The organism is Pseudomonas sp. St386 (genome assembly GCF_018325865.1).
GTDB lineage: Bacteria > Pseudomonadota > Gammaproteobacteria > Pseudomonadales > Pseudomonadaceae > Aquipseudomonas > Aquipseudomonas brassicacearum.
Genome location: NZ_AP021900.1, coordinates 6,484,114 through 6,509,951 on the forward strand (window position 1 = coordinate 6,484,114; position 25,838 = coordinate 6,509,951).

At 61.2% G+C, this 25,838-nt stretch carries 22 protein-coding genes and 1 pseudogene; 9 read left to right on the forward strand and 14 right to left on the reverse strand.

Features of this window, described 5'->3' with window-relative positions; translation table 11 throughout:
- The first annotated feature begins 1 nt into the window (after window position 1).
- Window positions 2–1,159: a serine hydrolase domain-containing protein gene (locus KI235_RS28850; protein WP_212795395.1), complete on the forward strand. Its 1,158-nt coding sequence runs from the start codon at window positions 2–4 to the stop codon at window positions 1,157–1,159.
- Window positions 1,160–1,295: 136 nt separating this feature from the next.
- Here the strand turns inward: KI235_RS28850 and KI235_RS28855 are convergent, their stop codons facing one another.
- Entirely contained in the window at window positions 1,296–1,961 is a 666-nt protein-coding gene (locus KI235_RS28855) for a transglycosylase SLT domain-containing protein (protein WP_212795889.1), read from the reverse strand.
- Here KI235_RS28855 and KI235_RS28860 point away from each other — a divergent pair.
- The 6 genes from KI235_RS28860 (at window position 1,931) to KI235_RS28880 (ending at window position 8,437) form a co-directional block, all read left to right on the forward strand.
- Window positions 1,931–2,218: a hypothetical protein gene (locus KI235_RS28860; RefSeq protein ID WP_212795396.1), complete on the forward strand. Its 288-nt coding sequence runs from the start codon at window positions 1,931–1,933 to the stop codon at window positions 2,216–2,218. The two genes, KI235_RS28855 and KI235_RS28860, sit on opposite strands and share 31 nt — an antisense overlap.
- Window positions 2,219–2,609: 391 nt before the next feature.
- A complete protein-coding gene (locus tag KI235_RS28865; protein ID WP_003206625.1) occupies window positions 2,610–3,098 on the forward strand; it encodes a CesT family type III secretion system chaperone in 489 nt (162 codons plus the stop codon).
- An 11-nt stretch (window positions 3,099–3,109) separates the two neighbouring features.
- Window positions 3,110–3,730 carry a hypothetical protein gene (locus tag KI235_RS30560; RefSeq protein ID WP_244864270.1) on the forward strand — a complete coding sequence of 207 codons (621 nt, stop codon included), beginning with the start codon at window positions 3,110–3,112 and terminating at the stop codon, window positions 3,728–3,730.
- Complete coding sequence (locus KI235_RS28870) at window positions 3,727–5,232, forward strand: type III effector (RefSeq protein WP_244864271.1); 1,506 nt, start codon at window positions 3,727–3,729, stop codon at window positions 5,230–5,232. The genes KI235_RS30560 and KI235_RS28870 overlap by 4 nt, the downstream gene beginning before the upstream one ends.
- Window positions 5,233–5,587: 355 nt before the next feature.
- Entirely contained in the window at window positions 5,588–7,993 is a 2,406-nt protein-coding gene (locus KI235_RS28875) for a penicillin acylase family protein (protein ID WP_053163583.1), read from the forward strand.
- Between the two features lie 102 nt (window positions 7,994–8,095).
- Window positions 8,096–8,437 carry a carboxymuconolactone decarboxylase family protein gene (locus KI235_RS28880; RefSeq protein ID WP_003206631.1) on the forward strand — a complete coding sequence of 114 codons (342 nt, stop codon included), beginning with the start codon at window positions 8,096–8,098 and terminating at the stop codon, window positions 8,435–8,437.
- Window positions 8,438–9,705: 1,268 nt separating this feature from the next.
- Here the strand turns inward: KI235_RS28880 and KI235_RS28885 are convergent.
- From KI235_RS28885 to KI235_RS28920, 8 genes and pseudogenes are all read right to left on the reverse strand, one after another.
- Window positions 9,706–10,592, reverse strand: a pseudogene (locus KI235_RS28885) (ABC transporter permease subunit).
- Window positions 10,589–11,509: an ABC transporter permease subunit gene (locus KI235_RS28890; RefSeq protein WP_003206634.1), complete on the reverse strand. Its 921-nt coding sequence runs from the start codon at window positions 11,507–11,509 to the stop codon at window positions 10,589–10,591. Before KI235_RS28890 ends, KI235_RS28885 begins: the two are co-directional and overlap by 4 nt.
- A complete protein-coding gene (gene potA, locus KI235_RS28895; protein WP_003206635.1) occupies window positions 11,506–12,648 on the reverse strand; it encodes a polyamine ABC transporter ATP-binding protein in 1,143 nt (380 codons plus the stop codon). Before potA ends, KI235_RS28890 begins: the two co-directional genes overlap by 4 nt.
- Before the next feature lie 61 nt (window positions 12,649–12,709).
- Entirely contained in the window at window positions 12,710–13,807 is a 1,098-nt protein-coding gene (locus KI235_RS28900; RefSeq protein WP_003206636.1) for a polyamine ABC transporter substrate-binding protein, read from the reverse strand.
- A gap of 184 nt (window positions 13,808–13,991) precedes the next feature.
- Window positions 13,992–15,089, reverse strand: a complete 1,098-nt coding sequence (locus KI235_RS28905; protein WP_013694498.1) for a polyamine ABC transporter substrate-binding protein — start codon at window positions 15,087–15,089, stop codon at window positions 13,992–13,994.
- A gap of 182 nt (window positions 15,090–15,271) precedes the next feature.
- On the reverse strand, window positions 15,272–16,636 hold the full coding sequence (locus KI235_RS28910; RefSeq protein ID WP_013694499.1) for an aspartate aminotransferase family protein: 1,365 nt from the start codon (window positions 16,634–16,636) through the stop codon (window positions 15,272–15,274).
- Window positions 16,637–16,694: 58 nt separating this feature from the next.
- A complete protein-coding gene (locus KI235_RS28915) occupies window positions 16,695–18,053 on the reverse strand; it encodes a glutamine synthetase family protein (protein ID WP_003206640.1) in 1,359 nt (452 codons plus the stop codon).
- 40 nt (window positions 18,054–18,093) lie between these two features.
- Window positions 18,094–18,870 (reverse strand): gamma-glutamyl-gamma-aminobutyrate hydrolase family protein, encoded by a 777-nt coding sequence (locus KI235_RS28920; RefSeq protein ID WP_003206641.1) that lies wholly within the window; start codon window positions 18,868–18,870, stop codon window positions 18,094–18,096.
- 278 nt (window positions 18,871–19,148) lie between these two features.
- Here KI235_RS28920 and KI235_RS28925 point away from each other — a divergent pair, with 278 nt between their 5' ends.
- Both KI235_RS28925 and KI235_RS28930 read left to right on the forward strand, forming a co-directional pair.
- The gene (locus tag KI235_RS28925; RefSeq protein WP_003177396.1) at window positions 19,149–20,525 is read left to right on the forward strand and encodes a glutamine synthetase family protein; all 1,377 of its coding nucleotides are present in this window, start codon (window positions 19,149–19,151) and stop codon (window positions 20,523–20,525) included.
- Between the two features lie 478 nt (window positions 20,526–21,003).
- Window positions 21,004–21,636, forward strand: coding sequence for a TetR/AcrR family transcriptional regulator (locus KI235_RS28930; protein WP_212795397.1), 633 nt, complete (start codon window positions 21,004–21,006; stop codon window positions 21,634–21,636).
- Between the two features lie 174 nt (window positions 21,637–21,810).
- Here the strand turns inward: KI235_RS28930 and KI235_RS28935 are convergent, their stop codons facing one another.
- The 5 genes from KI235_RS28935 to KI235_RS28955 are packed head-to-tail and all read right to left on the reverse strand — an operon-like array spanning window position 21,811 to window position 25,783.
- Window positions 21,811–22,026 carry a TOBE domain-containing protein gene (locus KI235_RS28935; RefSeq protein ID WP_003177394.1) on the reverse strand — a complete coding sequence of 72 codons (216 nt, stop codon included), beginning with the start codon at window positions 22,024–22,026 and terminating at the stop codon, window positions 21,811–21,813.
- Window positions 22,027–22,051: 25 nt separating this feature from the next.
- Window positions 22,052–22,858 (reverse strand): aliphatic sulfonates ABC transporter ATP-binding protein, encoded by an 807-nt coding sequence (gene ssuB / locus KI235_RS28940; RefSeq protein WP_212795398.1) that lies wholly within the window; start codon window positions 22,856–22,858, stop codon window positions 22,052–22,054.
- Window positions 22,855–23,637: an aliphatic sulfonate ABC transporter permease SsuC gene (gene ssuC / locus KI235_RS28945; RefSeq protein WP_003206646.1), complete on the reverse strand. Its 783-nt coding sequence runs from the start codon at window positions 23,635–23,637 to the stop codon at window positions 22,855–22,857. The genes ssuB and ssuC overlap by 4 nt, the downstream gene beginning before the upstream one ends.
- A gap of 7 nt (window positions 23,638–23,644) precedes the next feature.
- On the reverse strand, window positions 23,645–24,793 hold the full coding sequence (ssuD, locus tag KI235_RS28950) for an FMNH2-dependent alkanesulfonate monooxygenase (RefSeq protein ID WP_003206647.1): 1,149 nt from the start codon (window positions 24,791–24,793) through the stop codon (window positions 23,645–23,647).
- Window positions 24,794–24,817: 24 nt separating this feature from the next.
- On the reverse strand, window positions 24,818–25,783 hold the full coding sequence (locus tag KI235_RS28955; protein WP_003206649.1) for a sulfonate ABC transporter substrate-binding protein: 966 nt from the start codon (window positions 25,781–25,783) through the stop codon (window positions 24,818–24,820).
- Between the last annotated feature and the right edge of the window lie 55 nt (window positions 25,784–25,838).

A 25,838-nucleotide genomic window follows, 5' to 3' on the forward strand; every position in this document is an offset into this window, starting at 1 on the left:
CATGACGCGTGCACTTGCTATCCATGGCCAATGCGACACCCGTTTCGAACCGGTCAAAGCGGCGTTTATCCAGCTGATGCAAAGCCCCTTCGAACGCGGCGCCGCCCTTTGCATCCAGATTGACGGCGAAATCGTTATCGACCTGTGGGCCGGCATTGCCGGGCCGGAGCCGGACAGCCATTGGCAGCGCGACACGCTGCTCAATCTGTTTTCCTGCACCAAGCCCTTCACGGCGGTGGCGATCATGCAACTGGTCGGCGAAGGACGCCTGGACCTGGACACGCCGGTCTGCCAGTACTGGCCCGAATTCGCCAACGCCGGCAAAGCATCCATCACTGTGCGCCAGGTGCTTTGCCACCGCGCCGGGCTGCCGGCGCTGCGCACGCCCCTGGCACCGGAAACCCTCTACGACTGGCACACCATGACCGACCTGATCGCCGAGGAAACTCCCTGGGCCGCAGCCGGAGAACAGCAAACCTATTCACCCTTGCTGTTCGGCTGGATCCTCGGTGAACTGCTTCGCCGGGTGGATGGCCTGACGCCGGCGCAAAGCATTCACCAGCGAGTGGCGATGCCGCTCGGGCTGGACTTCCACCTCGGCCTGGACGACGCGACCATCGCACGCTGCGCCTACATGGCACGGACCAAAGACGAGATCGACGACGAAGCGTTTGGCCGGGTGCTGACGGACGTGCTCAACGAGCCGACCGCCATGAGCACACTGGCCTTCGCCAACCCACCCATGGTGCTGGGGCGCAGTAACGAGGCGGGCTGGAAACGCATGACCCAACCGGCGGCCAACGGGCACGGCAATGCTCGCAGCCTGGCGGCGTTCTACACCGGCCTGCTCGATGGGCAACTGCTGGAGTCACCGCTGCTCAACGAAATGTTGCGCGAGCACAGCGCCGAATACGACCCGACCATCCAGACCCGAACGCGTTTCGGCCTGGGCATCATGCTCAACCAGCCAGACGTGGCGAACGGCAGTTATGGCATGGGCAACGAGGCGTTCGGCCACATGGGCGCCGGTGGCACCATCGGGTTTGCCGACCCTGAACGCGGCGTGGCATTCGGCTTCGCCTGCAACACCATTGGCTCCTACGTCTTGATGGACCCACGCGCACGCGGCCTGGCCAATGTCGCGATGGGCTGCCTGTAGGCCCTGGATGATCAGCTCAATGCTATTCATTTAAGCGAAAGATCAGGTTGTGGGGAGTTGTGGAAGATCGTTCCTCACGCTCCGCGTGGGAATGCCGCCAGGGACGCTCCGCGTTCCGCTTCTGGAAGCAACCGGCTCACACCCCTGGCGGCACTACCACCTCCGCCACTTGCGGCTCGGCCGTATCGGTATCGGGTGAGGCAACCACTTGTTCTTCGCTACCGGCCACGCGGGGCAGCGCGGCCTTGGCGATCATGTCCGGCTGGGCCAGCAACCTGTGCGACGCATCCAGGGGCATCAGCAAGCGTCCCCTGGCCCGGCCACGCACGGCAGGGTTGAGCATGCGCAACTCTCGCTCATGAACACCGGACAACTGTGCCAGGTGCGCCAGGTCCACGGGCTGCGCCAAGGCGACCATCTGGAAATACGGCTGGTCGGCGATGGGCGCCAGGCTCACGCCATAGTCGGCGGGCGTATTCACCAACTGCGACAGCGCCAGCAGCCGCGGCACATAGTTCTGGGTCTCGCCGGGCAACGACAGGTTCCAATAGTTGGTCGCCAGGCCGCGGGCGCGATTGCGCGTGATCGCGTCGCGTACGCGCCCCTCCCCGGCGTTGTAGGCGGCCAGCGCCAGCAGCCAGTCGCCGTCGAAGTAATCGTGCAGGTAGGACAAATAATCCAGGGCGGCCCGCGTCGATGACGGAATGTCCCGGCGCTCGTCATAGTCCCCCGCTGCTGCAATTGATAACGGCGCCCCGTGGCGGGAATGAATTGCCAGAGGCCCAGGGCCTGGGCAGGCGATTGGGCGTTCGGATTGAACCCGCTCTCGATGGCTGGCAACAGCGCCAGTTCCAGCGGCATGTTGCGCTTGTTCAGTTCACCCACGATGAAGTGCAAGTAACGGCTGCCGGCGCGCCCGGTCTGGGTGAGAAAAGCCGGGCGATCCATCAGCCAGCGGCGCTGCTCATCGATGCGCGCCACACCCTGGGTCTTGGCCTGCAAGGAAAAACCCTGGCGCATGCGCGTCCACAGGCTGCCGCCACCGTTTTGCGGGGATGACTCGCTGATCTGGATGATCGTGTCCGTAGGCGCCGGTTCAAGCCAGCGCAGTTGCGAGCGGTAAGGCTCGTTGGCGAACGGATCGCCGATGGTCAACTGCGGTTCGAGGTGCTGGCAGCCATACAGCAAGGTCCCCATGGCCAGCATGGACAACCCTTTAGGGACGAATCGAAGGGCCGGCAAAGGTGCAAGTGATCGGGGCATGGGCGGTCAACCTTGAATGAGGTGGCGCCATTGGGTGGCAGATCACCGGACAGCGGTTCCACGCCGATCACCTCGATCATCGCCATCGGACGGCAGCGGCGTGCAGTTGGAACCGAAATGCCGCAGGTGTCACTCACCATGGGCAGCAGGCGCTCGTCGGCGCCTGGATGACAATGCGAGGTCACTCATGGCGTCACCCACCTATTGCAAGCTGATCGATCAGCTCTGCGAACTCACAATGATTCCTACCCCGTCAGCGTTCTACGAGCAGGCGAACCTGTCGGTCAAGGATGTGGACTTTTCCCTGAAGCACACCCCTGGCGTGGGTGAGGGAGACGTCTTTATCTACTGCAGCTTCGGGCCATTGCCGGTGGCGAATCGGGAAGCGGTCCTGCAACGGCTGCTGGAAACCAACCTGTACCTGCTGAGCGGCGCGTTCTGCCCTTCCCTGTCCTACAACCGCGACAGCGAACAGGTGATCCTGATCGGCCACGTCCCCCTGGAAACCCTCACGGCCGAGCGCCTGCTCGGGCTGATGGGCGGTGCCGCCGACATGGCGCTGATTTGGCGCGATGGCTACTTCTTCGACGGCGCCAACCCAAACGACACCGCCAAGACCGCCCAGCACAAACCCACCCCCCGTAGCACCGGGCTCAACAGTGCCCTGTCAATCTAGGAGAGCACGACATGCCAGATTTATCAGTAGGACGAAGCACCAGCTCGGCGGCGTTGCACCAGCAGGACGATCGGATCACGCCGGTGGGAACCAGCCTCTCGGGGCAGGTTCGGCCCTCCACGAATCCCCTGGTGCCTTATCACTTCGAAGGACAGGCGTCCGACAAGACCCAGCAAACACTCAGGACCAGGCAGCAGCGCCTGACAGGACTGGTCAACAGCCTCGGCAAGAAAAACCCTGAGAGCGACCCCATCGGCTATGCACGTGAGCATATGAGCCTGGAGGGCAAAGTATTGGGCTACGCGCCAGGCACAAGTTATCAAGATGTACAGAAGCATCTCGCCGAACTCGGCGGCACGCCGCACCCGATGCTGTCGGGCCACGAAGAAACCGAAGCATTCGTCAAGGACTTCAACGAGTACCTGGGCAAGAACGAGGATGACAGGAAAGAGGACGGCGGTTTCAAAGCCGTCTGGGACAAACACTGCGAGCGCATGGGTAATACCCTTGGTGCCTATCATTCGTTGTGCCAGGAAGTCATCGATAAAACCCGGAAGGGAACGATCGCCAACTGCTGCAAAATAGCCATGAAGCCTTCCGCGGTTATGCCAAAGGTGTCATGCAAGCCATGACGCAAGACATGCCCACGCGCTTGAACACCTTCATGGAAAGCCGAATCGAGCACGCGCAAAGTGCAGCGACCAACGAGAGCCTTTCCCAACCCGAACGAGACCAGGCGAAAGATCAACTGGGCCAGTTGCGCGAAGTCCAGGGGGAGCTTGGCGAGTTGCTCAAGACCGATGACGACAAGCCGAACACGCCAAGCGAACTGGCAACGGCGACGAAGAAAAACGAGGTGCTGGATACCGCGCTGAAGAACGTCGCACGCCAGGACTATGTCGCCGACCTCAAGACCAAGAGCGGCTTTGTAACCGGCCTGGCGGTGTTCGCCGGGGCTGGGATCCCGCAGGGAGTGGCGTCTGCGGGCCACTTTGGCGCAATCACTGCGTCGATTGATGAAAAAATGGCGGACGCCTCCTACGGCAAGCATGTCGCGGCGACCTCGACTGTCCTTGGCGCCGCTCACAAGGTGATCAGCGACGGCATCCGCCCATTCGTCCAGGTCGTCGTCGACAAGACCATCGGCGCCGGCCTGGAAAAAGTCGATCCGATGTCGGTCTATCCCAAGGCCTTGCAAGTCGTCACGCAGGACGGACGTCGGGTCGAGAACGCTGGACGCGATGCCCTCAACCTCACACAGGAGCAAAAGCGCAACGACTTCAAGCTCAAACAGAACGCGAACAACTTTGGCACCATGAGTGGTGACTTCACCGGCTACCTCGCCTTCGGTGCCGCCCATGCTGTGCGCGATACCATTGATCAATTCACTTCGGTAAACGCCGGCGGCATCGTCGCCCGCACGACGGCCTCCGCAGTGGGCGGCACCTTCATGGCGGGCGGCCAGGCAGTGGCGAAATATGCGCAAACCCACGGTGACGAGGAGATTCCCACCTACCGGGTGACAAAGGAAAACCGCAACTGGAGCGAACTGTTACCCAAGGCGTTTTCCGAAGCGACAGGAAAGCTCAACCCGATCAGCATGACCAACGTCAGCGACTACGCCAACCGGATCGTTGGCGTAGGCGAAGGTGTCGCCATGCGTACAGCCGTGGGGGACGCAGCCGCGGTGGGTGAAAACCCGGAAGTGCGGGAAAAAATGGAGCAAATTGTCACAACCTTCTTCTCCTCCGGCCTGACGCTGCTTCCGTTCTTTGCCAACAGTGTGGCGGCACCGCTCGAAAACAAGGCGCTGAGCGGCAAAGACGACCTGACCAAACGAGCAAACGTACCGCTGCAGAACGTGACAAGTCCAAACCGAGACGGCCTGCCCCACACCCAGCCGGAAGGCTGGCGGCGCGACCTCGAAAATACCTACCACGTGACCCGCGGCCTTACCCAGGTCGTTCCGCAAACCGCTATCGCGGGGCTTAACCTGGGTACCGAATGGGCCCAGAGCCTGGCACCGAGGCCCAAAAAAGCCTCTGGCGATGACATTCAACTGGCAGAGCGAGGCGAAGCGCGGCCCCAGGGCGGACCGTCCAACGAACCTGCACCCACTACCCGGCCAAGCTGATGAAACCGCCGGGCCATCGTTCGATGGCTTGACGATCACCGGTTGAAACGCCCTCCTACGCCGGTCGCAGGAACCTCCTGTGGCCGGCCCTCGCGACACACGCCGACTCATATCCCTTTGCGCTTCGACGACGGCCAACGTGATTGCCGTGCCGATCGACGATAGCCTTCCGATTCAAGGCGCCGGCCTCCAAAGCCCAGCCACTGCCCGAGATCGTCCACCGCCTATACTCCCGCCCGCGAAGCGACTTGGAGAAAATCCCTCCGACGGACGATGCACCGGGAAGCAGCCATATGCTAAACAGGGAATCAACAGCGGGACCATGGAGCCGCTGTCACCAGAATAAGGAATCACCATGAAACGCACCCTCATCGCCTTCCTGTCATTGATCGTCACCGCGATCATCGTCGCGGGCGGCTACCTCTACAGCAAGCAGCCCACCCGCCAGGGCACGGTGCAGCTGCAAGGGCTGCATGGCTCGGTGACGGTGCGCTACGACGAACGCGGTGTGCCGCATATCCGTGCCGAGAACGAAACCGACCTGTACCGCGCCCTCGGTTATGTCCATGCCCAGGATCGGCTATTCCAGATGGAGATCATGCGCCGCCTCGCCCGTGGTGAGCTGGCCGAGGTGCTGGGGCCGAAACTGCTCGACACCGACAAGCTGATGCGCAGCCTGCGGATCCGCGAGCGTGCCGCGGCCTATGTGACCGAGCAGGACCCACAATCCCCGGCCTGGATCGCCATGCAAGCCTACCTGGACGGCATCAACGCCTATCAGGACAGCCACACCCGGCCCGTGGAATTCGATGTGCTAGGCATTCCCAAGCGCCCCTTCACCGCCGAAGACACCGTGAGCATTACCGGCTACATGGCCTACAGCTTCGCCGCGGCCTTTCGCACCGAACCCCTGCTGACCTACGTGCGCGATGTCCTGGGTGCCAACTACCTGAACATTTTCGACCTCGACTGGCAGCCTCAGGGCGTGCTGGCCGAAGGTCGCAAGGGCGGCCTGCCGCTGGCGGCCGCCGACTGGAAAGACCTCAATGCCCTGGCCCGCCTGAGCGAGCAGGCCCTGGCTGATAACGGCCTGCCGCAGTTCGAGGGCAGCAATGCCTGGGCGGTTTCCGGCAGCCGCACCCACAGCGGCAAGCCGTTGCTGGCGGGTGACCCGCACATCCGTTTTTCCACACCTTCGGTGTGGTACGAGGCGCACTTGTCGGCCCCGGGGTTCGAACTCTACGGGCAGTACCAGGCGCTGCTGCCCTTCGCGACGCTGGGCATGAACCGCGATTTTGGCTGGAGCATCACCATGTTCCAGAACGACGACCTGGACCTGATCGCCGAGAAGGTCAACCCGGACAATCCCGAACAGGTCTGGTATCGCGACAAATGGGTGGACATGACCCGCAGCGAACAGCAGATCGCGGTCAAGGGCCAGGCGCCAGTGACGCTGGTGCTGCGCCAGTCGCCCCACGGTCCGATCGTCAACGACGCCCTCGGCGCGAATGCCGGCAAGACCCCGGTCGCCATGTGGTGGGGATTCCTGGAAAGCCGCAACCCGATCCTCGAGGCTTTTTACCAGCTCAACCGCGCCGACACCCTCGCCAAGGCCCGTGGCGCTTCGGCCAAGATCCACGCACCGGGGCTGAACGTAGTGTGGGCCAACGCCAAGGGGGACATCGGCTGGTGGGCCGCCGCGCAATTACCCAAGCGGCCGGCCGGCGTGAAGCCCGGCTTTATTCTCGATGGCAGCAGCCCGGAGGCGGAAAAGGAAGGCTTCTATCCGTTCACCAGCAACCCGCAGGAAGAGAACCCGGCGCGGGGCTACATCGTCTCGGCCAATTTCCAGCCGGTGCCGGCCAGCGGCATCGAGATCCCGGGTTACTACAACCTCGCCGACCGCGGCCAGCAACTCAACCACCAACTCAGCGACAAGCAGGCGAAGTGGGACATCGAAACCACCCAGAAACTGCAACTGGGCACCACCACCGCCTACGGCCCTCGCCTGCTCGCGCCTTTGCTGCCGGTGCTGCGTGAAGTGGTCAGCGACCCACAGGAACAAAAATGGGTGGAACAACTGGCTCAATGGCCGGGCGATTACCCCCTGGACTCCACCAGTGCCACGCTGTTCAACCAGTTCCTGTTCAATCTGGCCGACGCGGCCCTGCACGATGAACTGGGCGATGGCCTCTTCGAAACCGCGCTGTCGACCCGGGTGATCGACGCAGCCCTTCCACGCATGGCGGCTTCAAAGGATTCACCGTGGTGGGATGACCGCACAACCCTTGGCACGGAGACCCGTGCCGATACCGTGAAAAAGGCCTGGGACAAGAGCCTGGCGCACCTGAAGGTCACCTTCGGCGACGATGCCACGCAATGGCAATGGGGCAAGGCCCACACCCTGACCCACGGCCACCCGCTGGGCCTGCAAAAGCCGCTGGACCGGATCTTCAACGTCGGCCCGTTCGCCGCACCGGGTACCCACGAGGTGCCCAACAACCTCTCCGCCAAAATCGGTCCGGCGCCCTGGCCGGTGACCTACGGGCCTTCGACGCGGCGCATCATCGACTTCGCCGACCCGACCCACAGCGTCACCATCAACCCCGTCGGCCAGAGCGGCGTGCCGTTCGACAAGCATTACGAGGACCAGGCCGAGGCGTACATAGAAGGGCTATATCACCAGGCGCACCTGGCCGAGGAAGAAGTGACGGCCAATACCCATGGCACCTTGAAACTGTTGCCGGCACGGGCGCCCTGAAGCGGGCGCGCAAGTCTTTTTCATCGCCACCCGGGCTTGATCGTCATTGATGGTCAAGACTACAAGGGCGCAATCCCGCCTTTCCCACTAGGAGTCAACGCTATGTTCAATAACTGGTCCGAGCTGCTGCCTACCATCAAGAGCGCCTTTGGCGCCCTGGGCAAAAGCAATCCGAAGATGGTCAAGGCCTACATGGCCCTGGACGAAGCCGCGGCTGAAAACGACGTGCTCGACGCCAAGACCCGTGAGCTGATCTCCATCGCCGTCGCCATCACCACGCGCTGTGACGGTTGCATCGGCGTACACACCGACGCCGCCATCAAGGCCGGCGCCACCCGCGAAGAAATCGCCGCCACCCTCGCCACCGCGGTGTCCCTGAACGCGGGCGCGGCCTACATCTACTCCCTGCGCGCGCTGGAGGCCCATGACGCGTTGAAGAAGTGAAGGGCCAATACCTGCCCACCGCTATCGCGAGCGAGCTCGCTCCCACATTGGATCTGCGTTTGGCCGCGGATTTATAGGCAACCCAAAAACCTGTGGGAGCCGAGCTTGCTCGCGATGGCGGCCTGACATTCAACCTCTTCATCGACTACCACACCGCTTTCGCGAGCAAGCCCGCTCCCACATTGGATCTGCGTTTGGCCGCGGATTTATAGGCAACCCAAAAACCTGTGGGAGCCGAGCTTGCTCGCGATGGCGGCCTGACATTCAACACTTTCATTGACTGCCACACCGCTTTCGCGAGCAAGCCCGCTCCCACATTGGATCTGCGTTTGGCCGCGGATTTATAGGCAACCCAAAAACCCTGTGGGAGCCAAGCTTGCTCGCGATGGCGGCCTGACATTCAACACTTTCATTGACTGCCACACCGCTTTCGCGAGCAAGCCCGCTCCCACATTGGATCTGCGTTTGGCCGCGGATTTATAGGCAACCCAAAAACCTGTGGGAGCCGAGCTTGCTCGCGATGGCGGCCTGGCATTCAACATTTTCATTGACTGCCACACCGCTTTCGCGAGCAAGCCCGCTCCCACAATGGGATTTGCATTCGGCGCGGATTTATAGGCAACCCAAAAACCTGTGGGAGCCGAGCTTGCTCGCGATGGCGGCCTGACATTCAACACTTTCATTGACTGCCACACCGCTTTCGCGAGCAAGCCCGCTCCCACATTGGATCTGCGTTTGGCCGCGGATTTATAGGCAACCCAAAAACCTGTGGGAGCCGAGCTTGCTCGCGATGGCGGCCTGACATTCAACACTTTCATTGACTGCCACACCGCTTTCGCGAGCAAGCTCGCTCCCACAATGGGATTTGCATTCGGCGCGGATTTACAGGCAACCCAAAAACCCTGTGGGAGCCGAGCTTGCTCGCGATGGCGGCCTGACATTCAACCTCTTCATCGACTACCACACCGCTTTCGCGAGCAAGCCCGCTCCCACATTGGATCTGCGTTTGGCCGCGGATTTATAGGCAACCCAAAAACCTGTGGGAGCCGAGCTTGCTCGCGATGGCGGCCTGACATTCAACACTTTCATTGACTGCCACACCGCTTTCGCGAGCAAGCCCGCTCCCACATTGGATCTGCGTTTGGCCGCGGATTTATAGGCAACCCAAAAACCCTGTGGGAGCCAAGCTTGCTCGCGATGGCGGCCTGACATTCAACACTTTCATTGACTGCCACACCGCTTTCGCGAGCAAGCCCGCTCCCACAGGTTTAGACCGATGCGGTCTCTGCCCTGCGTACTTCCGGTTGTTTCCAGGAGTCGGCGGCGCTTTCTTCGATCGCTTGCTGGATCGCCCGCTTACGGCTTTCTTCGGCGCGGCGGCTGAAGTACCAGACCAGGAAAGTCACCAGCGACACCGCCAGCAGGATCAGGCTCGCCACGGCGTTGATTTCCGGTTTTACCCCCAGGCGTACCGCCGAGAACACTTCCATCGGCAAGGTCGTCGAGCCAGGGCCGGAGACGAAGCTCGCCAGTACCAGGTCATCCAGGGACAGCGCGAACGACATCATTCCCCCGCCGCCAGTGACGGTGCGATCATCGGGATGGTGATCAAAAAGAACACCTTCCAAGGCCGCGCACCGAGGTCCATCGCCGCTTCTTCGATGGACAGGTCCAGCTCACGCAAGCGCGCCGAGACCACCACCGCCACATAGGCCGCGCAGAACGTGGTGTGGGCGATCCAGATCGTGACGATGCCACGCTCCTGAGGCCAGCCAATCATCTGGGCCATGGCCACGAACAGCAGCAACAGCGACAGGCCAGTGATGACTTCCGGCATCACCAACGGCGCGGTGACCAGGCCGCCGAACAGCGTGCGGCCCTTGAAGTGGGTGATGCGAGTCAGCACGAAAGCCGCCAGCGTACCCAGGGCCACCGCGGCAATCGCCGTGTAGCAGGCGATTTCCAGCGAGCGCAACACCGAACCCATCAGCTGGCTGTTGTCCAGCAGGCCGACGTACCACTTGATCGACCAACCGCCCCACACCGTCACCAGCTTCGAGGCGTTGAACGAGTAGATCACCAGAATCAGCATCGGTGCGTAGATGAACAGCAAACCCAGCACCAGCATCAGGCTTGAAAAACTGAAGCGCTTCATTCCTTGCCCTCCATTTCTTTGGCCTGACTGCGGTTGAACAGGATGATGGGCACGATCAGGATCGCCAGCATCACCACCGCCAGGGCGGATGCCACCGGCCAGTCACGGTTGTTGAAGAATTCCTGCCACAGCACTTTGCCGATCATCAGGGTTTCGGGGCCGCCCAGCAGTTCCGGGATCACGAACTCACCCACCACGGGGATGAACACCAGCATGCAACCGGCGACGATGCCGTTCTTGGACAGCGGCACGGTGATTTTCCAGAAGCTGTTGAAGGTGCTCGAACCCAGGTCCGACGCGGCTTCCAACAGGCTGGGGTCATGCTTCACCAGGTTGGCGTACAACGGCAGGATCATGAACGGCAGATAGGAGTAGACGACCCCGATATAGACCGCCAGGTTGGTGTTGAGGATTTGCAGCGGTTCGCTGATCCAACCCATGCTCAGCAAAAAACCGTTGAGCAAACCGTTGTTGCTGAGGATGCCCATCCACGCGTAGACGCGGATCAGGATCGCGGTCCAGGTCGGCATCATGATCAGCAGCACCAGCACTGTCTGCATCTCTTTGCGGGCATTGGCGATGCCATAGGCCATCGGATAACCGATCAGCAGGCACAAGACGGTGCTGATCAGCGCCATCTTCAGCGAGCCAAGGTAGGCGGCAATGTACAGCTCGTCCTCGCTCAGCATCGCGTAGTTGGCGAGGTTGAGCAGCACCTGCAGCTTCTGGTCGACGTAGCTGTAGATCTCGGTGTACGGCGGGATGGCCACGTCGGCTTCGGCGAAGCTGATCTTCAGGACAATGAAGAACGGCAACATGAAGAACAGGAACAGCCAGATGAAGGGCACCCCGATGACCAGTTGGCGGCCACCGGGCGTTATTCGATCGAGTCGGCGTTTGAGTTTGCGCAGGTTCATGAGCGAAGCACCACGCCGCTGTCGTCTTCCCACCAGACGAATACCTGGTCGCCCCAAGTCGGACGCTGGCCGCGGCGTTCGGCGTTGGCGACGAAGGACTGCACCAGCTTGCCGCTCGGCAACTCGACGTAGAACACCGAGTGGCCACCCAGGTACGCGATGTCATGGACCTTGCCGCTGGACCAGTTGTTCTCGCAGGTCGGTTGTTCGGCGGTGACCAGCAGTTTTTCCGGGCGGATGGCGTAGGTCACCGACTTGTCCTGCACCGAGGTGCTGATGCCGTGGCCCACGTAGATGTTGCGGTCCAGGTCCTTGCAGGTCAGCACCGCGTGGCCTTCGGCGTCGTCCACCACTTCAGTCTCGAAGATGTTGACGTTGCCGATGAACTCGCAGACCAGCCGGCTGGTCGGGGTTTCGTAGATGTCGATCGGGCTGCCGATCTGGGCGATCCAGCCCAGGTGCATGATCGCGATGCGCTCGGCCATGGTCATGGCCTCTTCCTGATCGTGGGTCACCATGACGCAAGTCACGCCAACCCGCTCGATGATCTCCACCAGCTCAAGTTGCATTTGCGAGCGCAGCTTCTTGTCCAGGGCCCCCATCGGCTCGTCGAGCAACAACAGCTTCGGCCGCTTGGCCAGGGAACGGGCCAGGGCCACGCGCTGGCGCTGGCCGCCGGAGAGCTGGTGTGGCTTGCGCTTGGCGTACTGGCTCATCTGCACCAGCTTGAGCATTTCAGCCACGCGGGCATCGACCTCGGCTTTCGGGATCTTGTCCTGCTGCAAGCCGAAGGCGATGTTCTGCGCCACGGTCATGTGGGGGAACAAGGCGTAGGACTGGAACATCATGTTGATCGGCCGCTCGTAGGGCGGCATGTCGGTGATGTCCACACCGTCGAGGTAAATCCGCCCTTCGGTGGGCCGCTCGAAACCGGCCAGCATGCGCAGCAAGGTGGATTTGCCCGATCCCGAACCGCCGAGCAAGGCGAAGATCTCGCCTTTCTTGATTTCCAGGGACACATCGTCCACGGCAATCGTCTCGTCGAACTTCTTCGTGACCCGGTCGATTTTGACCAACACCTGCTTGGGTGTCTGGTCGCCCTCGAGGGCTTTCTTATAGGCGCCGGAGGCAACTGCCATTTACGAAACTCCCACAGAATTTGCAGTTCGCCCCACGCGGACGAACCTAAGAGTGTTGACGTTATTTACCCGACTTGACCTTGGTCCAGCTGCGGGTCATGAGTCGTTGGATCTTGGGGGGCAACTCGGAGTTGACGTAGAGCTTGTCGACGACCGCTTGCGGTGGGTACACCGCTTCATCGGTGCGCACTTTCTGGTCCATCAGTTCGCCAGCCTTCGGGTTCGGGTTGGCATAACCGACAACATCGCTGACCTGGGCGATGACCTCAGGCTTGAGCACATAGTTGATGAAGGCATGCGCTTGCTTGACGTTGGTGGCGTCACGCGGGATCGCCAGCATGTCGAACCAGAGATTGCCGCCTTCCTTGGGGATCACGTAGGCGATTTCGACGCCCTTGCCGGCTTCACTCGCACGGGCGCGGGCCTGGAAGATGTCGCCGGAGAAACCGGCGGCCACGCAGATCTCGCCGTTGGCCAGATCGGAGATGTACTTGGAGGAGTTGAAGTAAGTCACGTAAGGCCGGATCTTGAGGAGCTGGGCTTCGGCCTTCTTGTAGTCTTCAGGGTCTTCGCTGTTGGGGTTCAGGCCCAGGTAATTGAGCATCGCCGGGATCATCTCGTCGCCCGAGTCGAGGAACGAAACACCGCAGCTGGACAGCTTCTTGATGTTTTCCGGCTCGAACAGCATGGCCCACGAATCGATCTTCTCGACGCCCAGGACTGCCTTGATCTTCTCGACGTTGTAGCCGATGCCGTTGGTGCCCCACAGGTAAGGCACGGCGTACTGGTTGCCTGGGTCGTTCTTTTCCAGGCGCTTGAGCAGCGCAGGGTCGAGGTTGGCGTAGTTGGGCAACTGCGCCTTGTCGAGCTTCTGGAACGCCCCGGCCTTGATCTGCTTGCCCAGGAAGTGGTTGGACGGCACCACCACGTCGTAACCGGTACGCCCGGCCAGCAACTTGCCTTCCAGGGTTTCGTTGGAATCGAACACGTCATACACCGGCTTGATGCCAGTGGCTTTTTCGAAATCCGCCAGGGTGGTCTCGCCGATGTAGTCCGACCAATTATAAATATGCACGGTGGAGGCAGCCTGGACGCTGACGGCGAGCGTCAGACCGGCGCCGACCAGCAAGGCGTTACGTAACAAAGAAAAGACTGGCACGTGGAGGTCCTCTTAAATAGTTGGGCCCAAGTTGCCCCCGTTACTTGGCCAAGAGAGGCCCTGCAACAAAACCGGCGCGCAACTTACCCTCGATAAACCGATCCAGCAAAACTTTTAGTTATTTAATTGCTCCTGTTGCCGCCGCCGCGATGGCAGCGACAACAGGAAGATGCTTCAGGCCGGCTTATTTACCGGATTTGATCTTGGTCCAGCTGCGGGTCATGATCCGCTGGGTCGCGGCGGGCAGGTCGGCAATCGCGTAAAGCTTGGCTTGCACGTCTGCCGGCGGGTAGATGCCCGGGTCGCTGGTGATTTCCTTGTTGACCAGCGGCGTGGAGGCCGCGTTGCCGTTCGGGAAGCTCACGGTGTCGGTGATTTCAGCCATGATTTCCGGCTTCTGCAGGAAGGTCATGAACTTGTAGGCACCCTCGACGTTCTCGGCATCCTTGGGGATGGCGACCATGTCGAAGAAGCTGCCAGCACCTTCCTTCGGAATGTTGTAGCTGACTTTAACCTTGCCGCCGGCTTCGGCAGCACGGGACTTGGCCTGGTAGATGTCGCCCGAGTAGCCGACCGCTACGCAGATGTTGCCGTTGGCCAGGTCGGAGATGTACTTGGAGGAGTGGAAGTAGCCGATCGAAGGACGGATCTTGAGGAACAGCGCCTCGGCTTCAGCCAGTTGTTTCTTGTCCTGGCTGTCGGTCGGGTAGCCCAGGTAGTGCAGCGCCACCGGGATCATCTCGGTCGGCGAATCGAGGAAGCTGATGCCGCAGGATTTCAGCTTGGCCGCGTTTTCCGGCTTGAACAGCAGGTCCCACGAGTTGGTCGGCGCGTCGGCACCCAGGGCCGCCTTGACCTTCTCGGCGTTGAAACCAATGCCGATCGAACCCCACATGTACGGGAAGGCATGTTCGTTGCCCGGGTCGCTCACCGAAACGGCCTTGAGCAGGTCGGTGTTCAGGTTTTTCCAGTTGGGCAACTTGGACTTGTCGAGTTTCTGGTAGACCCCGGCCTTGATCTGCTTGGCCAGGAAGTTGTTCGACGGCACCACGATGTCATAACCGGACTTGCCGGCCAGCAACTTGGCTTCCAGGGTTTCGTTGCTGTCGAACACGTCGTAGACGACCTTGATCCCCGACTCTTTCTCGAACTTGGCGACGGTATCCGGCGCAATGTAGTCGGACCAGTTATAGACGTGCAGCACTTTGTCGTCCGCCTGAACAGCGCCCGCCATCACGCCCATCAGGGACATGGCGAGGAGGGTCTTGCCAGCTATCTTCATACCTAATGCCTTCATGAAAAAATGCTCCAGTTATTCTTCTTAGCCACAGTTCAGTAGCCGGCTCGCGGGCAACTTGAACAGCCGGTAGTCTGGCAAGTTACAGGCCAGGCTTTCAACACAAGCCCAGCCTTTTATTCTCGCTGGGCGAGGCCCTTGCAGGCACCTCGCTCAGAGCCTAGCACTTAGCCTTGCAACGCACTGAGCGTCAGGTCCAGGCACTGCCGCGCCTTGGTCACCAATTCATCAATCTCGGCCTTGCTGATCACCAGCGGCGGCGCAATGATCATGGTGTCGCCCACCGCGCGCATGATCAGCCCGTTATCGAAGCAGAACTGCCGGCAGATCATGCCCACGCCCTTGCCTTCGTAGCGCTTGCGCGTGGCCTTGTCCTGAACCAGCTCGATCGCCCCCAGCAAACCGACACCGCGCACTTCACCCACCAGCGGATGATCGTTCAGTTCCCGCAAACGCTTCTGCAAATAGGGTGCCGTTTCAGCATGGACGCGCTCGATGATCTTTTCGTCGCGCAGGATGCGGATGTTTTCCAGGGCCACTGCCGCGGCCACCGGGTGACCGGAATAGGTAAACCCGTGGTTGAAGTCGCCGCCTTCATTGAGCACCGCGACCACGTCGTCACGCACGATCAGCCCGCCCATGGGGATGTAGCCGGAGGTCAGGCCCTTGGCGATGGTCATCATGTGCGGTTTCAACCCGTAATAGTCGGTACCGAACCACTCACCGGTACGACCGAAGCCACAGATCACTTCGTCGGCCACGAACAGGATGTCGTACTTGGCGAGGATTTCCTTCATGCGCGGCCAGTAGCTGTCCGGCGGCACGATCACGCCGCCAGCGCCCTGGATCGGCTCGGCGATGAAGGCACCGACGTTGTCCACGCCGAGCTCCAGGATCTTTTCTTCCAACTGGTTGGCCGCCCACACGCCGAACTCTTCGGGGCTCATGTCGCCGCCTTCGCCGAACCAGTAAGGTTGGGCGATGTGGACAATGCCCGGGATCGGCAGGTCGCCCTGCTCGTGCATATAGGTCATGCCGCCCAGGCTCGCGCCGGCCACGGTCGAACCGTGATAACCGTTCTTGCGGCTGATGATGACTTTCTTGTTCGGCTGGCCCTTGATCGCCCAATAGTGGCGGACCATCCGCAGCATGGTGTCGTTGCCCTCGGAGCCGGAACCGGTGAAGAACACGTGGTTCATGCCTTCAGGGGCGATGTCGGCGATGGCTTTGGACAATTCCAGCACCGGCGGGTGGGCGGTCTGGAAGAACAGGTTGTAGTACGGCAGCTCGCGCATCTGTTGGCTGGCGGCATCGGCCAGTTCCTCGCGGCCATAACCGACGGCCACACACCAGAGGCCGGCCATGCCGTCGAGGATCTTGTTGCCTTCACTGTCCCAGAGGTAGACACCCTTGGCGTGGGTGATGATGCGCGGGCCTTTCTCTTTGAGCTGCTTGAAGTCACTGAACGGCGCCAGGTGGTGATCGTTGCTCAGGGCCTGCCATTCACGGGTTTGCGGGTTGTTGCGGGTCATGCCAATTCTCCTTTTATCGGTGAGGGCGAAGCTGCCTGAAGCAGCCTCGCCCGGCGCTTCAGACGGCGAAGAGCAGGAATTCCCGCTCCCACGAACTGATGACGCGCTTGAAGTTTTCATGCTCGGCCCGCTTGACCGCGACGTAGCCTGTGATGAATTTCTTGCCCAGGTATTTCTCGATGGTGGTGCTGTTTTCCATGCGTTCCAGGGCGTCTTCGATGGTCAGCGGCAAACGCAGGTTGCGGCGTTCGTAGCCTCGGCCCACCACCGGCGCGCTCGGGTTGATGCCTTCGACCATGCCGATGAAGCCACACAGCAGGCTGGCGGCAATCGCCAGGTACGGGTTGGCGTCGGCGCCCGGCAAGCGGTTTTCCACCCGCCGGTTCTGCGGCCCGGCATCCGGCACACGCAGGCCCACGGTGCGGTTCTCTTCGCCCCACTCCACGTTCACCGGCGCCGACGTGTCCGGCAGGAAGCGGCGGAACGAGTTGACGTTGGGGGCGAACAGCGGCAACAGCTCGGGGATGAATTTCTGCAGGCCACCGATGTGGTGCAGGAACAGATCGCTCATGGTCCCGTCTTCATTGGAGAAGACGTTCTTGCCGGTTTCCTTGTCGATGATGCTCTGGTGCAGGTGCATCGCACTGCCCGGCTCGCCGGTCATGGGCTTGGCCATGAAGGTGGCAGCCACGTCGTGCTTGAGTGCCGCTTCGCGCATGGTGCGCTTGAACACCAGGATCTGGTCGGCCAGGGACAGGGCATCGCCATGACGGAAATTGATTTCCATCTGCGCCGTGCCGTCCTCGTGGATCAGGGTATCGAGGTCCAGTTCCTGCAGTTCGCACCAGTCGTAGACGTCTTCGAACAGCGGGTCGAATTCGTTGGCCGCTTCGATCGAGAATGACTGGCGGCCGGTTTCCGGGCGCCCGGAGCGGCCAATGGGCGGTTGCAGCGGAAAGTCCGGGTCGTCGCTGCGCTTGGTCAGGTAGAACTCCATTTCCGGCGCGACGATCGGCTGCCAACCCTTGTCGGCGTAGAGCTTGAGTACTTTCTTGAGCACGTTGCGCGGCGACAGCTCGATGGGGTTGCCCTGCTTGTCGTAGGCGTCGTGGATGACCTGGGCAGTGGGCTCGATGGCCCAGGGCACAAGGAAGACTGCGTTCTCGTCCGGGCGACAGATCATGTCGATGTCGGCGGGGTCGAGCAGTTCGTAATAGATGTCGTCTTCGACATAGTCGCCCGTAACGGTCTGGAGCAGAACGCTCTCGGGCAGGCGCATGCCTTTCTCGGCAATGAACTTGTTGGTCGGCGAGATCTTGCCCCGGGTGATACCGGTGAGGTCGCCAATCATGCATTCGACTTCTGTGATCTTGTGGTCTTTCAACCAATCGGTGAGCTGGTCGAGGTTGTTACTCATAAATGCCTCTAGGCGTGAGTTTCCTGACTGCTATTAGTCGTCAGGCGTTGTTTGACGCATCGGCGTCGCGTTGTGTTGCCCTTGCTCGGCAGGCATCGCCAAATGCCTGGAAAATCGCAAGGTAGCGCGGGTTAGAGCTTACCTCCCATTCGGGGTGCCATTGCACACCTAAAGCAAAAGCCTTGCCTTCTGGCACTGAAATAGCCTCGATCAGCCCATCGGGGGCCACCGCTTCGGCCCGCAACCCAGGTGCCAGGCGCTCGATGCCTTGGCTGTGGATCGAATTGACCTCTATCAGCTGGGGCAGCCCCAGGCCTGCCAATACGCCGCCAGACTGGATATGCACGGCGTGGGCAGGGCCGTATTGAACATCCACCGCTTGAGTATCGTCTTCACGATGATCGATGAACGTTCCGACTTCATGAACTTTCTGATGCAGGCTGCCGCCAAAGGCTACGTTCATCTCCTGGAAACCTCGGCAAATGCCCAGCACCGGGATGCCCGCCTCGACAGCGGCGCGGATCAGCGGCAAGGTGGTGGCGTCCCGTGCAGGATCATGAGCAGTGCCTGGCGCACTGGGCGGGCCCTGGTAATGAAAAGGTTCTACATTGGAAGGAGAGCCGGTAAAGAGAATGCCGTCCAGAGCGTCCAGAATATCGGACGGTGGGAGCAGATCCGCCAGGGACGGGAGCAGCACGGGCAGGCCCTTGGCGGCTGTCGCGACAGCCCGGGAATATTTATCGCCACTGATGTGATAAGCATGCAGACCAATCTGCCTGGAGCAGGTGGTGACGCCGATTAACGGCAGGCGAGACATGAAGCACCCCGGTATTATTGCTGTTATGGGTTTGAATCGAGCTTAGCCTTGTTCATTTTTTTACACAACACCCCCGTAAAAAATACAACACGGCCCGCTCAAGCCCGCGGGCGCCAAGACCCTTAAAGGGAAAAAAACGCCCTAAATTGCCTCAAAAAAGCCCTGAAGGTGCTTTTTTAGGGCAAAAAAGGCCCTGCTTGACTTCGGCATGCCGTTCGGGTTGACTGGCTTTCGAAGAGATCAATGATTGATATTTTTAACAACAAAGGTGTTGCATCATGTCGGTACCCCCGCGTGCCGTTCAGCTTAACGAAGCGAACGCGTTCCTTAAGGAACATCCTGAGGTTCTGTACGTTGACCTTCTGATTGCGGATATGAATGGTGTGGTGCGCGGCAAGCGCATAGAACGCACCAGCCTCCACAAGGTTTACGAGAAAGGCATCAACCTGCCGGCCTCTTTATTTGCCCTGGATATCAATGGCTCTACGGTGGAAAGCACCGGCCTGGGTCTGGACATCGGCGATGCCGACCGGATCTGCTATCCAATCCCTGACACCCTGTGCAACGAGCCTTGGCAGAAGCGCCCCACTGCGCAACTGTTGATGACCATGCACGAACTCGAAGGCGAGCCTTTCTTCGCCGACCCGCGTGAAGTCCTGCGCCAAGTCGTGACCAAGTTCGATGAACTGGGCCTGACCATCTGCGCCGCATTCGAGCTGGAGTTCTACCTGATCGACCAGGAGAACGTGAATGGACGCCCACAACCGCCCCGCTCGCCGATCTCCGGCAAACGCCCGCACTCGACCCAGGTCTACCTGATCGATGACCTCGACGAATACGTCGATTGCCTCCAGGACATTCTGGAAGGGGCCAAGGAGCAAGGCATTCCCGCCGACGCCATCGTCAAGGAAAGTGCCCCGGCGCAGTTCGAAGTGAACCTGCACCACGTGGCCGACCCGATCAAGGCCTGCGACTATGCGGTCCTGCTCAAGCGTCTGATCAAGAACATCGCCTACGACCATGAAATGGACACCACCTTCATGGCCAAGCCTTATCCGGGCCAGGCGGGTAATGGTCTGCACGTCCACATCTCGATTCTTGATAAAGATGGCAAGAATATTTTTGCCAGCGAGGATCCCGAGCAGAACGCCGCACTGCGTCACGCGATCGGCGGTGTGCTCGAGACCCTGCCCGCGCAGATGGCTTTCCTCTGCCCGAACGTCAACTCCTACCGTCGTTTCGGCGCACAGTTCTACGTGCCGAACTCGCCGACCTGGGGCCTGGACAACCGCACCGTGGCCTTGCGCGTCCCTACCGGTTCGGCCGATGCCGTGCGCCTGGAACACCGCGTCGCCGGCGCCGATGCCAACCCCTATCTGCTGATGGCCGCCGTGCTGGCGGGCGTACACCATGGCCTGACCAACAAGATCGAGCCCGGTGCGCCGGTGGAAGGCAACAGCTACGAGCAGAACGAGCAAAGCCTGCCGAACAACTTGCGCGATGCCCTGCGCGAGCTGGACGACAGCGAAGTCATGGCCAAGTACATCGACCCGAAATACATCGATATCTTCGTAGCCTGCAAGGAGAGCGAGCTGGAGGAGTTCGAACACTCCATCTCCGACCTCGAGTACAACTGGTACCTGCATACCGTGTAAGCGGGTTGCAGTAAAAAAATAACGCCGCGGCCCTTAAAGGGGTGCGGCGTTTTTTATGGATGCTGGTTGGATGGCCGCCTTCGGCGGATCGCGAGCAAGCTCAGCTCCCACATTGGATCTGTGGTAACCACCTGAGCCAGGTTCATCACAGTTCCTATGGGAGTTTTGGTGAATCACCTGAGCCAGGTTCATCACAGTTCCTGTGGGAGTTTTGGTGAACCACCTGAGCCAGGTTCACCACAGTTCCTGTGGGAGTTTTGGTGAACCACCTGAGCCAGACTTATCACAGTTCCCTGTGGGAGTTTTGGTGAACCACCTGAGCCAGATTTATCACAGTTCCCTGTGGGAGTTTTGGTGAACCACCTGAGCCAGATTTATCACAGTTCCCTGTGGGAGCAAGGCTTGCCCGCGATGACGACCTGGCAGACAACACAGGACCCGACTCGTACAATGCCCGGCAGCCCCGCAGGAGACGTCCATGACGCGCATCGCCACCCCCCGCAAACCCCGCGCACGCAGCCAGGCCCGGATCGACACCATTCTTGATGCCGCCCGTACGCTGCTTACCGCCGAAGGCGTGGCCAGCCTGTCGATCTACAGCGTCGCCGAACGTGCCGGGATCCCGCCTTCTTCCGTGTACCACTTCTTCGCCAGTGTCCCGGCCCTGCTCGAAGCCCTGACCGCCGACGTCCACGCTGCCTTTCGCGCCTGCCTGCAAGCACCGATCGATCATGCGGCGTTGAACCACTGGCACGACCTGTCACGGCTGGTGGAGCAGCGCATGCTCACCATCTATAGCCAGGACGCCGCCGCCCGCCAACTGATCCTGGCCCAGCACGGCCTGACCGAAGTCACCCAGGCCGACCGCCAGCACGACCTCGAGCTGGGCGACCTGATGCATAAGGTGTTCAACCACCATTTCGAACTGCCGACCTTGCCCAGCGACGTCGACGTGTTCGCCCTGGCCATGGAACTGGGCGACCGCGTCTACGCCCGCTCGGTACAACAACACGGCCAGATCACCCCGCGCATGGCCGAGGAAGGCATGCGGGTGTTCGATGCGTACCTGGGGCTGTATCTGCCACCGTATCTGCCCAAGCGCTCCGCTTGATCGTTCCCACGCCTAGTGTTGATCGTTCCACGCTCTGCGTGGGCATGCAGCCAGGGACGCTCCGCGTCCCCAAGAGCCGAACGCGGTGCGTCCGTAGAGGCATTCCCACGCAGAGCGTGGGAACGATAAGCCCCGAAGGGCTCACGCCGTCCGGGGCTGTGGGTCAAGCATCGCTCACAACTTGGCGATAGACACCTCGGTGGATTTGACGAAGGCGATCACTTCGCTGCCGATCGCCAGTTCCAGCTCCTTGACCGAGCGGGTGGTGATGACCGAAGTGACGATGCCCGACGCGGTCTGCACGTCGATTTCCGACAACACGTCGCCTTCGACGATTTCCTTGATGGTGCCTTTGAACTGGTTGCGTACGTTGATGGCTTTGATAGTCATGGTGTCGATTCCTGTCTGGATGAGGTTATTGCGCCCAACGCAATTGCGTGGGCAAGGGTGAAACGGGTTCCGGTTCCGGCGGTTGGCCGGGCAAGGACAGCACACGGTTGAGGACTTCGGTTTCCAGGCTCGCCAGGCGATGAGAGCCGCGAACCCGTGGGCGTGGCAGGTCGATGGGCAGGTCGAGACCGATCTGGCCGTCCTCGATCAGGATCACCCGATCGGCAATCGCTACCGCCTCGCTGACGTCGTGGGTCACCAGCAACACCGTGAAGCCGTGCTGCTGCCAGAGGTTTTCGATCAGTTGCTGCATCTCGATGCGGGTCAGTGCGTCCAGCGCCCCCAAGGGTTCGTCGAGCAGCAGCAGGCGTGGCTGATGAATCAGCGCGCGGGCCAGGGCCACTCGTTGTTTCTGCCCGCCGGACAGCGCCGCCGGCCACTCATGGGCACGGTCGGCCAAGCCGACGGCTTCCAGTGCCTGCAGCGCCTGCGGGCGCCAGTTGCCCTTTAGTCCAAGGCCGACGTTGTCGATGACTTTTTTCCAAGGCAGCAAACGCGCTTCCTGGAACATCAACCGCGTGTCCTGTTGCGCGGCACTCAACGCTGCCGAGCCCGCCAACAGTTGCCCATCGGTAGGCTGATCGAGACCGGCCAGCAACCGCAGCAAGGTACTTTTGCCACAGCCACTGCGACCGACCACGGCTACGAACTGCCCGGCCGGGATATGCAGGTCAATGTCGCGCAACACCTGGCGCGTGCCGAAGGTTTTTTGCAGCTTGCGCACTGCCAGCGGGATGCCACACAGCAGGCGCGGAGGTTGTTGGGCGGTCATGCGGCACCTCCCTTGTTCACTTGGTAGGCCGGGTGCCAGCGCAGCCAGACCCGCTCAAGCCCACGGGCGGCAAGGTCGGCCAATTTGCCCAGCACGGCGTACAGGAGAATCGCCAGCACCACCACATCGGTCTGCAGGAACTCCCGGGCATTCATTGCCAGATAACCGATGCCGGCGCTGGCCGAGATGGTTTCCGCCACGATCAGCGTCAGCCACATGAACCCCAGGGCAAAGCGCACGCCCACCAGGATCGAAGGCAAGGCGCCCGGCAGGATCACCTGGCGAAACAGGCGCAAGCCAGACAAACCGTAGCTGCGGGACATTTCCACCAGCGCCGGGTCGACGTTGCGAATGCCGTGGTAGGTGTTGAGGTAGATCGGGAACAACGTGCCCAGCGCCACCAGGAAAATCTTCGCCGACTCATCGATGCCAAACCACAGGATCACCAACGGAATCAGCGCCAGGTGCGGGATGTTCCGGAGCATTTGCACGGAACTGTCCAACAGGCGTTCGCCCCATTTCGACAAGCCGGTGATGAAGCCCAGGGCCAGGCCGATGCCACCGCCGATCAGAAAACCCACCGCTGCGCGCCAACCGCTGATCGCCAGGTGCGTCCAGATCTCGCCGCTGCGCACCAGATTGACCCCGGCCTCGATCACGGCCACGGGTGCCGGCAGGATCCGCGTGGATAACCAACCGGCCGATACCGACAGTTGCCATACCGCCAGCAACAGCAGCGGCACCGCCCAGGGCGCGAGGGTATGGATGATTTTCTTCATGGCCGCCTCAGCTCTGGGACGCGGCTTTGGGAAGAATATCGTTGGCGACCATTTCACCGAACGGGCTCACATAGCCCTGGCTCTTGGGCAACTCCGGGCGCTCCACGTCCAGGTGGGGGAACAGCAGTTCCGCCACGCGGTAGGACTCTTCCAGGTGTGGATAACCGGAGAAGATAAAGGTGTCGATGCCAAGATCGGCGTATTCCTTGACCCGCGCCGCCACGGTCGGGCCATCGCCCACCAGCGCCGTACCGGCACCGCCACGAACCAGGCCGACGCCGGCCCAGAGGTTGGGGCTGACTTCCAGCTTGTCGCGACGGCCACCGTGCAGGGCGGCCATGCGTTGCTGACCCACCGAGTCAAAGCGCGCCAGGGACGCCTGGGCACGGGCAATGGTGTCGTCGTCCAGGTGGGAAATCAGCCGGTCGGCCGCTTGCCAGGCTTCGGCGTTGGTTTCCCGCACGATCACATGCAGGCGGATGCCGAAACGTACCGTGCGCCCCAATTTCGCAGCCTTGGCCCGTACTTGTTCGATCTTTTCCGCCACGGCTGCGGGCGGCTCGCCCCAGGTCAGCACCATTTCCACCTGCTCGGCTGCCAAGTCCTGGGCGGCTTCCGACGAGCCACCGAAATACAGCGGCGGACGCGGTTGCTGGATCGGTGGATAGAGCAGCTTGGCGCCCTTCACACTGATGTGCTCACCATCGTAATCCACGGTTTCGCCTTCCAGCACCCGGCGCCAGATGCGGGTGAATTCCACCGACGCCTGGTAGCGTTGCTCGTGGTCGAGGAACAGGCCATCGCCGGCCAACTCATCCGGGTCGCCACCGGTCACCAGGTTGAACAACGCACGTCCGCCGGACAACCGGTCGAGGGTCGCAGCCTGGCGCGCCGCCACCGTCGGAGAAATGATCCCGGGGCGCAGGGCAACGAGGAATTTCAGGCGCTGGGTCACCGGAATCAACGAAGCGGCCACCAGCCAGGAGTCTTCGCAAGAACGCCCGGTGGGGATCAGCACACCGCCGAAACCCAGTCGATCCGCCGCCTGGGCGACTTGTTGCAGGTAACCGTGATCGACGGCGCGGGCGCCTTCGGCAGTGCCTAGGTAATGGCCGTCGCCGTGGGTAGGCAGGAACCAGAAAATATTGAGGCTCATGGAGTGGTCTCCTAAGGGATCGAATTACTGCGCGTTCGCAACGGCCGCCGGCGGCGTCCAGATCACGTCCTTGATGCTCAAGGGTTTGGGAATCAATTTGAGCTGATAGAAGCTGTCGGCGATTTTCTGCTGCGCCGCCACCACCTCCGGCGTGAGGAACAACGCCCCGTAGCCTTGGCGCTTCACCGCCGTCAGGGTGATGTCCGCCGGTAGGCCAAGCAGAGGCGAGACTTGCTTGGTCACGTCGTCAGGATTGGCCTTGGACCACTCCCCCACTGCGCGCACTTCTTCCACCAGCGTCGCGATGACCTGGGGATTTTTTTGCGCATAGGGTTTGGTGGCGAGGTAGAACTGGTGGTTGTCGACGATGCCTTTGCCGTCACGCAGGGTGCGCGCCTGCAACTGCTGTTCGGCGGCAGCCTGGTACGGATCCCAGATCACCCAGGCGTCGACGCTGCCCCGCTCGAACGCGGCGCGGGCGTCGGCCGGAGGCAGGAAAACGGTCTGGATATCGGAATACTTCAGGCCAGCATCCTCCAGCGCCCGTACCAACAGGTAGTGGACATTGGAGCCTTTGTTCAGCACGACTTTCTTGCCCTTGAGGTCTTGCACCGACTGGATCGCCGAGCCTTTGGGCACCAGGATCGCCTCGCTGGTGGGCGCCGGTGGTTCGTAGGCGACATAAAGCAGGTCGGCGCCTGCAGCCTGGGCAAACACCGGTGGGGTTTCACCGGTCACGCCAAAGTCGATGGAGCCGACGTTCAAGCCTTCAAGCAGCTGCGGGCCGCCGGGGAACTCGGTCCATTGCACGTCCACGCCTTGGGCCGCGAGGCGTTTTTCCAATGTTCCCTTGGCCTTGAGCAGCACCAGGGTGCCGTATTTCTGATAACCGATCCGCAAGGTCTCGGCTTGAGCTTGAGTAATGACGCCGAGGGACACAGCCGCAGCAAACAGAGCGACCAGCCCGCGACGCAAAATGACAGTGCGCATGGCGCCTCTCCTTTTTGCTGTGGGGTTTTGGCTGCACCTGCTGGGCCGTTGGCGG

Bases quoted from the DNA above. Each gene is read 5' to 3' on its own strand.
- potA (WP_003206635.1), bottom strand. From the start codon at position 12,648: ATGGCAGTTGCCTCCGGCGCCTATAAGAAAGCCCTCGAGGGCGACCAG.
- KI235_RS28890 (WP_003206634.1), bottom strand. From the start codon at position 11,509: ATGAACCTGCGCAAACTCAAACGCCGACTCGATCGAATAACGCCCGGT.
- KI235_RS28935 (WP_003177394.1), bottom strand. From the start codon at position 22,026: ATGACTATCAAAGCCATCAACGTACGCAACCAGTTCAAAGGCACCATC.
- ssuC (WP_003206646.1), bottom strand. From the start codon at position 23,637: ATGAAGAAAATCATCCATACCCTCGCGCCCTGGGCGGTGCCGCTGCTG.
- KI235_RS28925 (WP_003177396.1), top strand. From the start codon at position 19,149: ATGTCGGTACCCCCGCGTGCCGTTCAGCTTAACGAAGCGAACGCGTTC.
- KI235_RS28955 (WP_003206649.1), bottom strand. From the start codon at position 25,783: ATGCGCACTGTCATTTTGCGTCGCGGGCTGGTCGCTCTGTTTGCTGCG.
- ssuB (WP_212795398.1), bottom strand. From the start codon at position 22,858: ATGACCGCCCAACAACCTCCGCGCCTGCTGTGTGGCATCCCGCTGGCA.
- KI235_RS28930 (WP_212795397.1), top strand. From the start codon at position 21,004: ATGACGCGCATCGCCACCCCCCGCAAACCCCGCGCACGCAGCCAGGCC.
- ssuD (WP_003206647.1), bottom strand. From the start codon at position 24,793: ATGAGCCTCAATATTTTCTGGTTCCTGCCTACCCACGGCGACGGCCAT.
- KI235_RS28910 (WP_013694499.1), bottom strand. From the start codon at position 16,636: ATGACCCGCAACAACCCGCAAACCCGTGAATGGCAGGCCCTGAGCAAC.
- KI235_RS28865 (WP_003206625.1), top strand. From the start codon at position 2,610: ATGGCGTCACCCACCTATTGCAAGCTGATCGATCAGCTCTGCGAACTC.
- KI235_RS28920 (WP_003206641.1), bottom strand. From the start codon at position 18,870: ATGTCTCGCCTGCCGTTAATCGGCGTCACCACCTGCTCCAGGCAGATT.
- KI235_RS30560 (WP_244864270.1), top strand. From the start codon at position 3,110: ATGCCAGATTTATCAGTAGGACGAAGCACCAGCTCGGCGGCGTTGCAC.
- KI235_RS28905 (WP_013694498.1), bottom strand. From the start codon at position 15,089: ATGAAGATAGCTGGCAAGACCCTCCTCGCCATGTCCCTGATGGGCGTG.
- KI235_RS28915 (WP_003206640.1), bottom strand. From the start codon at position 18,053: ATGAGTAACAACCTCGACCAGCTCACCGATTGGTTGAAAGACCACAAG.
- KI235_RS28870 (WP_244864271.1), top strand. From the start codon at position 3,727: ATGACGCAAGACATGCCCACGCGCTTGAACACCTTCATGGAAAGCCGA.
- KI235_RS28880 (WP_003206631.1), top strand. From the start codon at position 8,096: ATGTTCAATAACTGGTCCGAGCTGCTGCCTACCATCAAGAGCGCCTTT.
- KI235_RS28850 (WP_212795395.1), top strand. From the start codon at position 2: ATGACGCGTGCACTTGCTATCCATGGCCAATGCGACACCCGTTTCGAA.
- KI235_RS28875 (WP_053163583.1), top strand. From the start codon at position 5,588: ATGAAACGCACCCTCATCGCCTTCCTGTCATTGATCGTCACCGCGATC.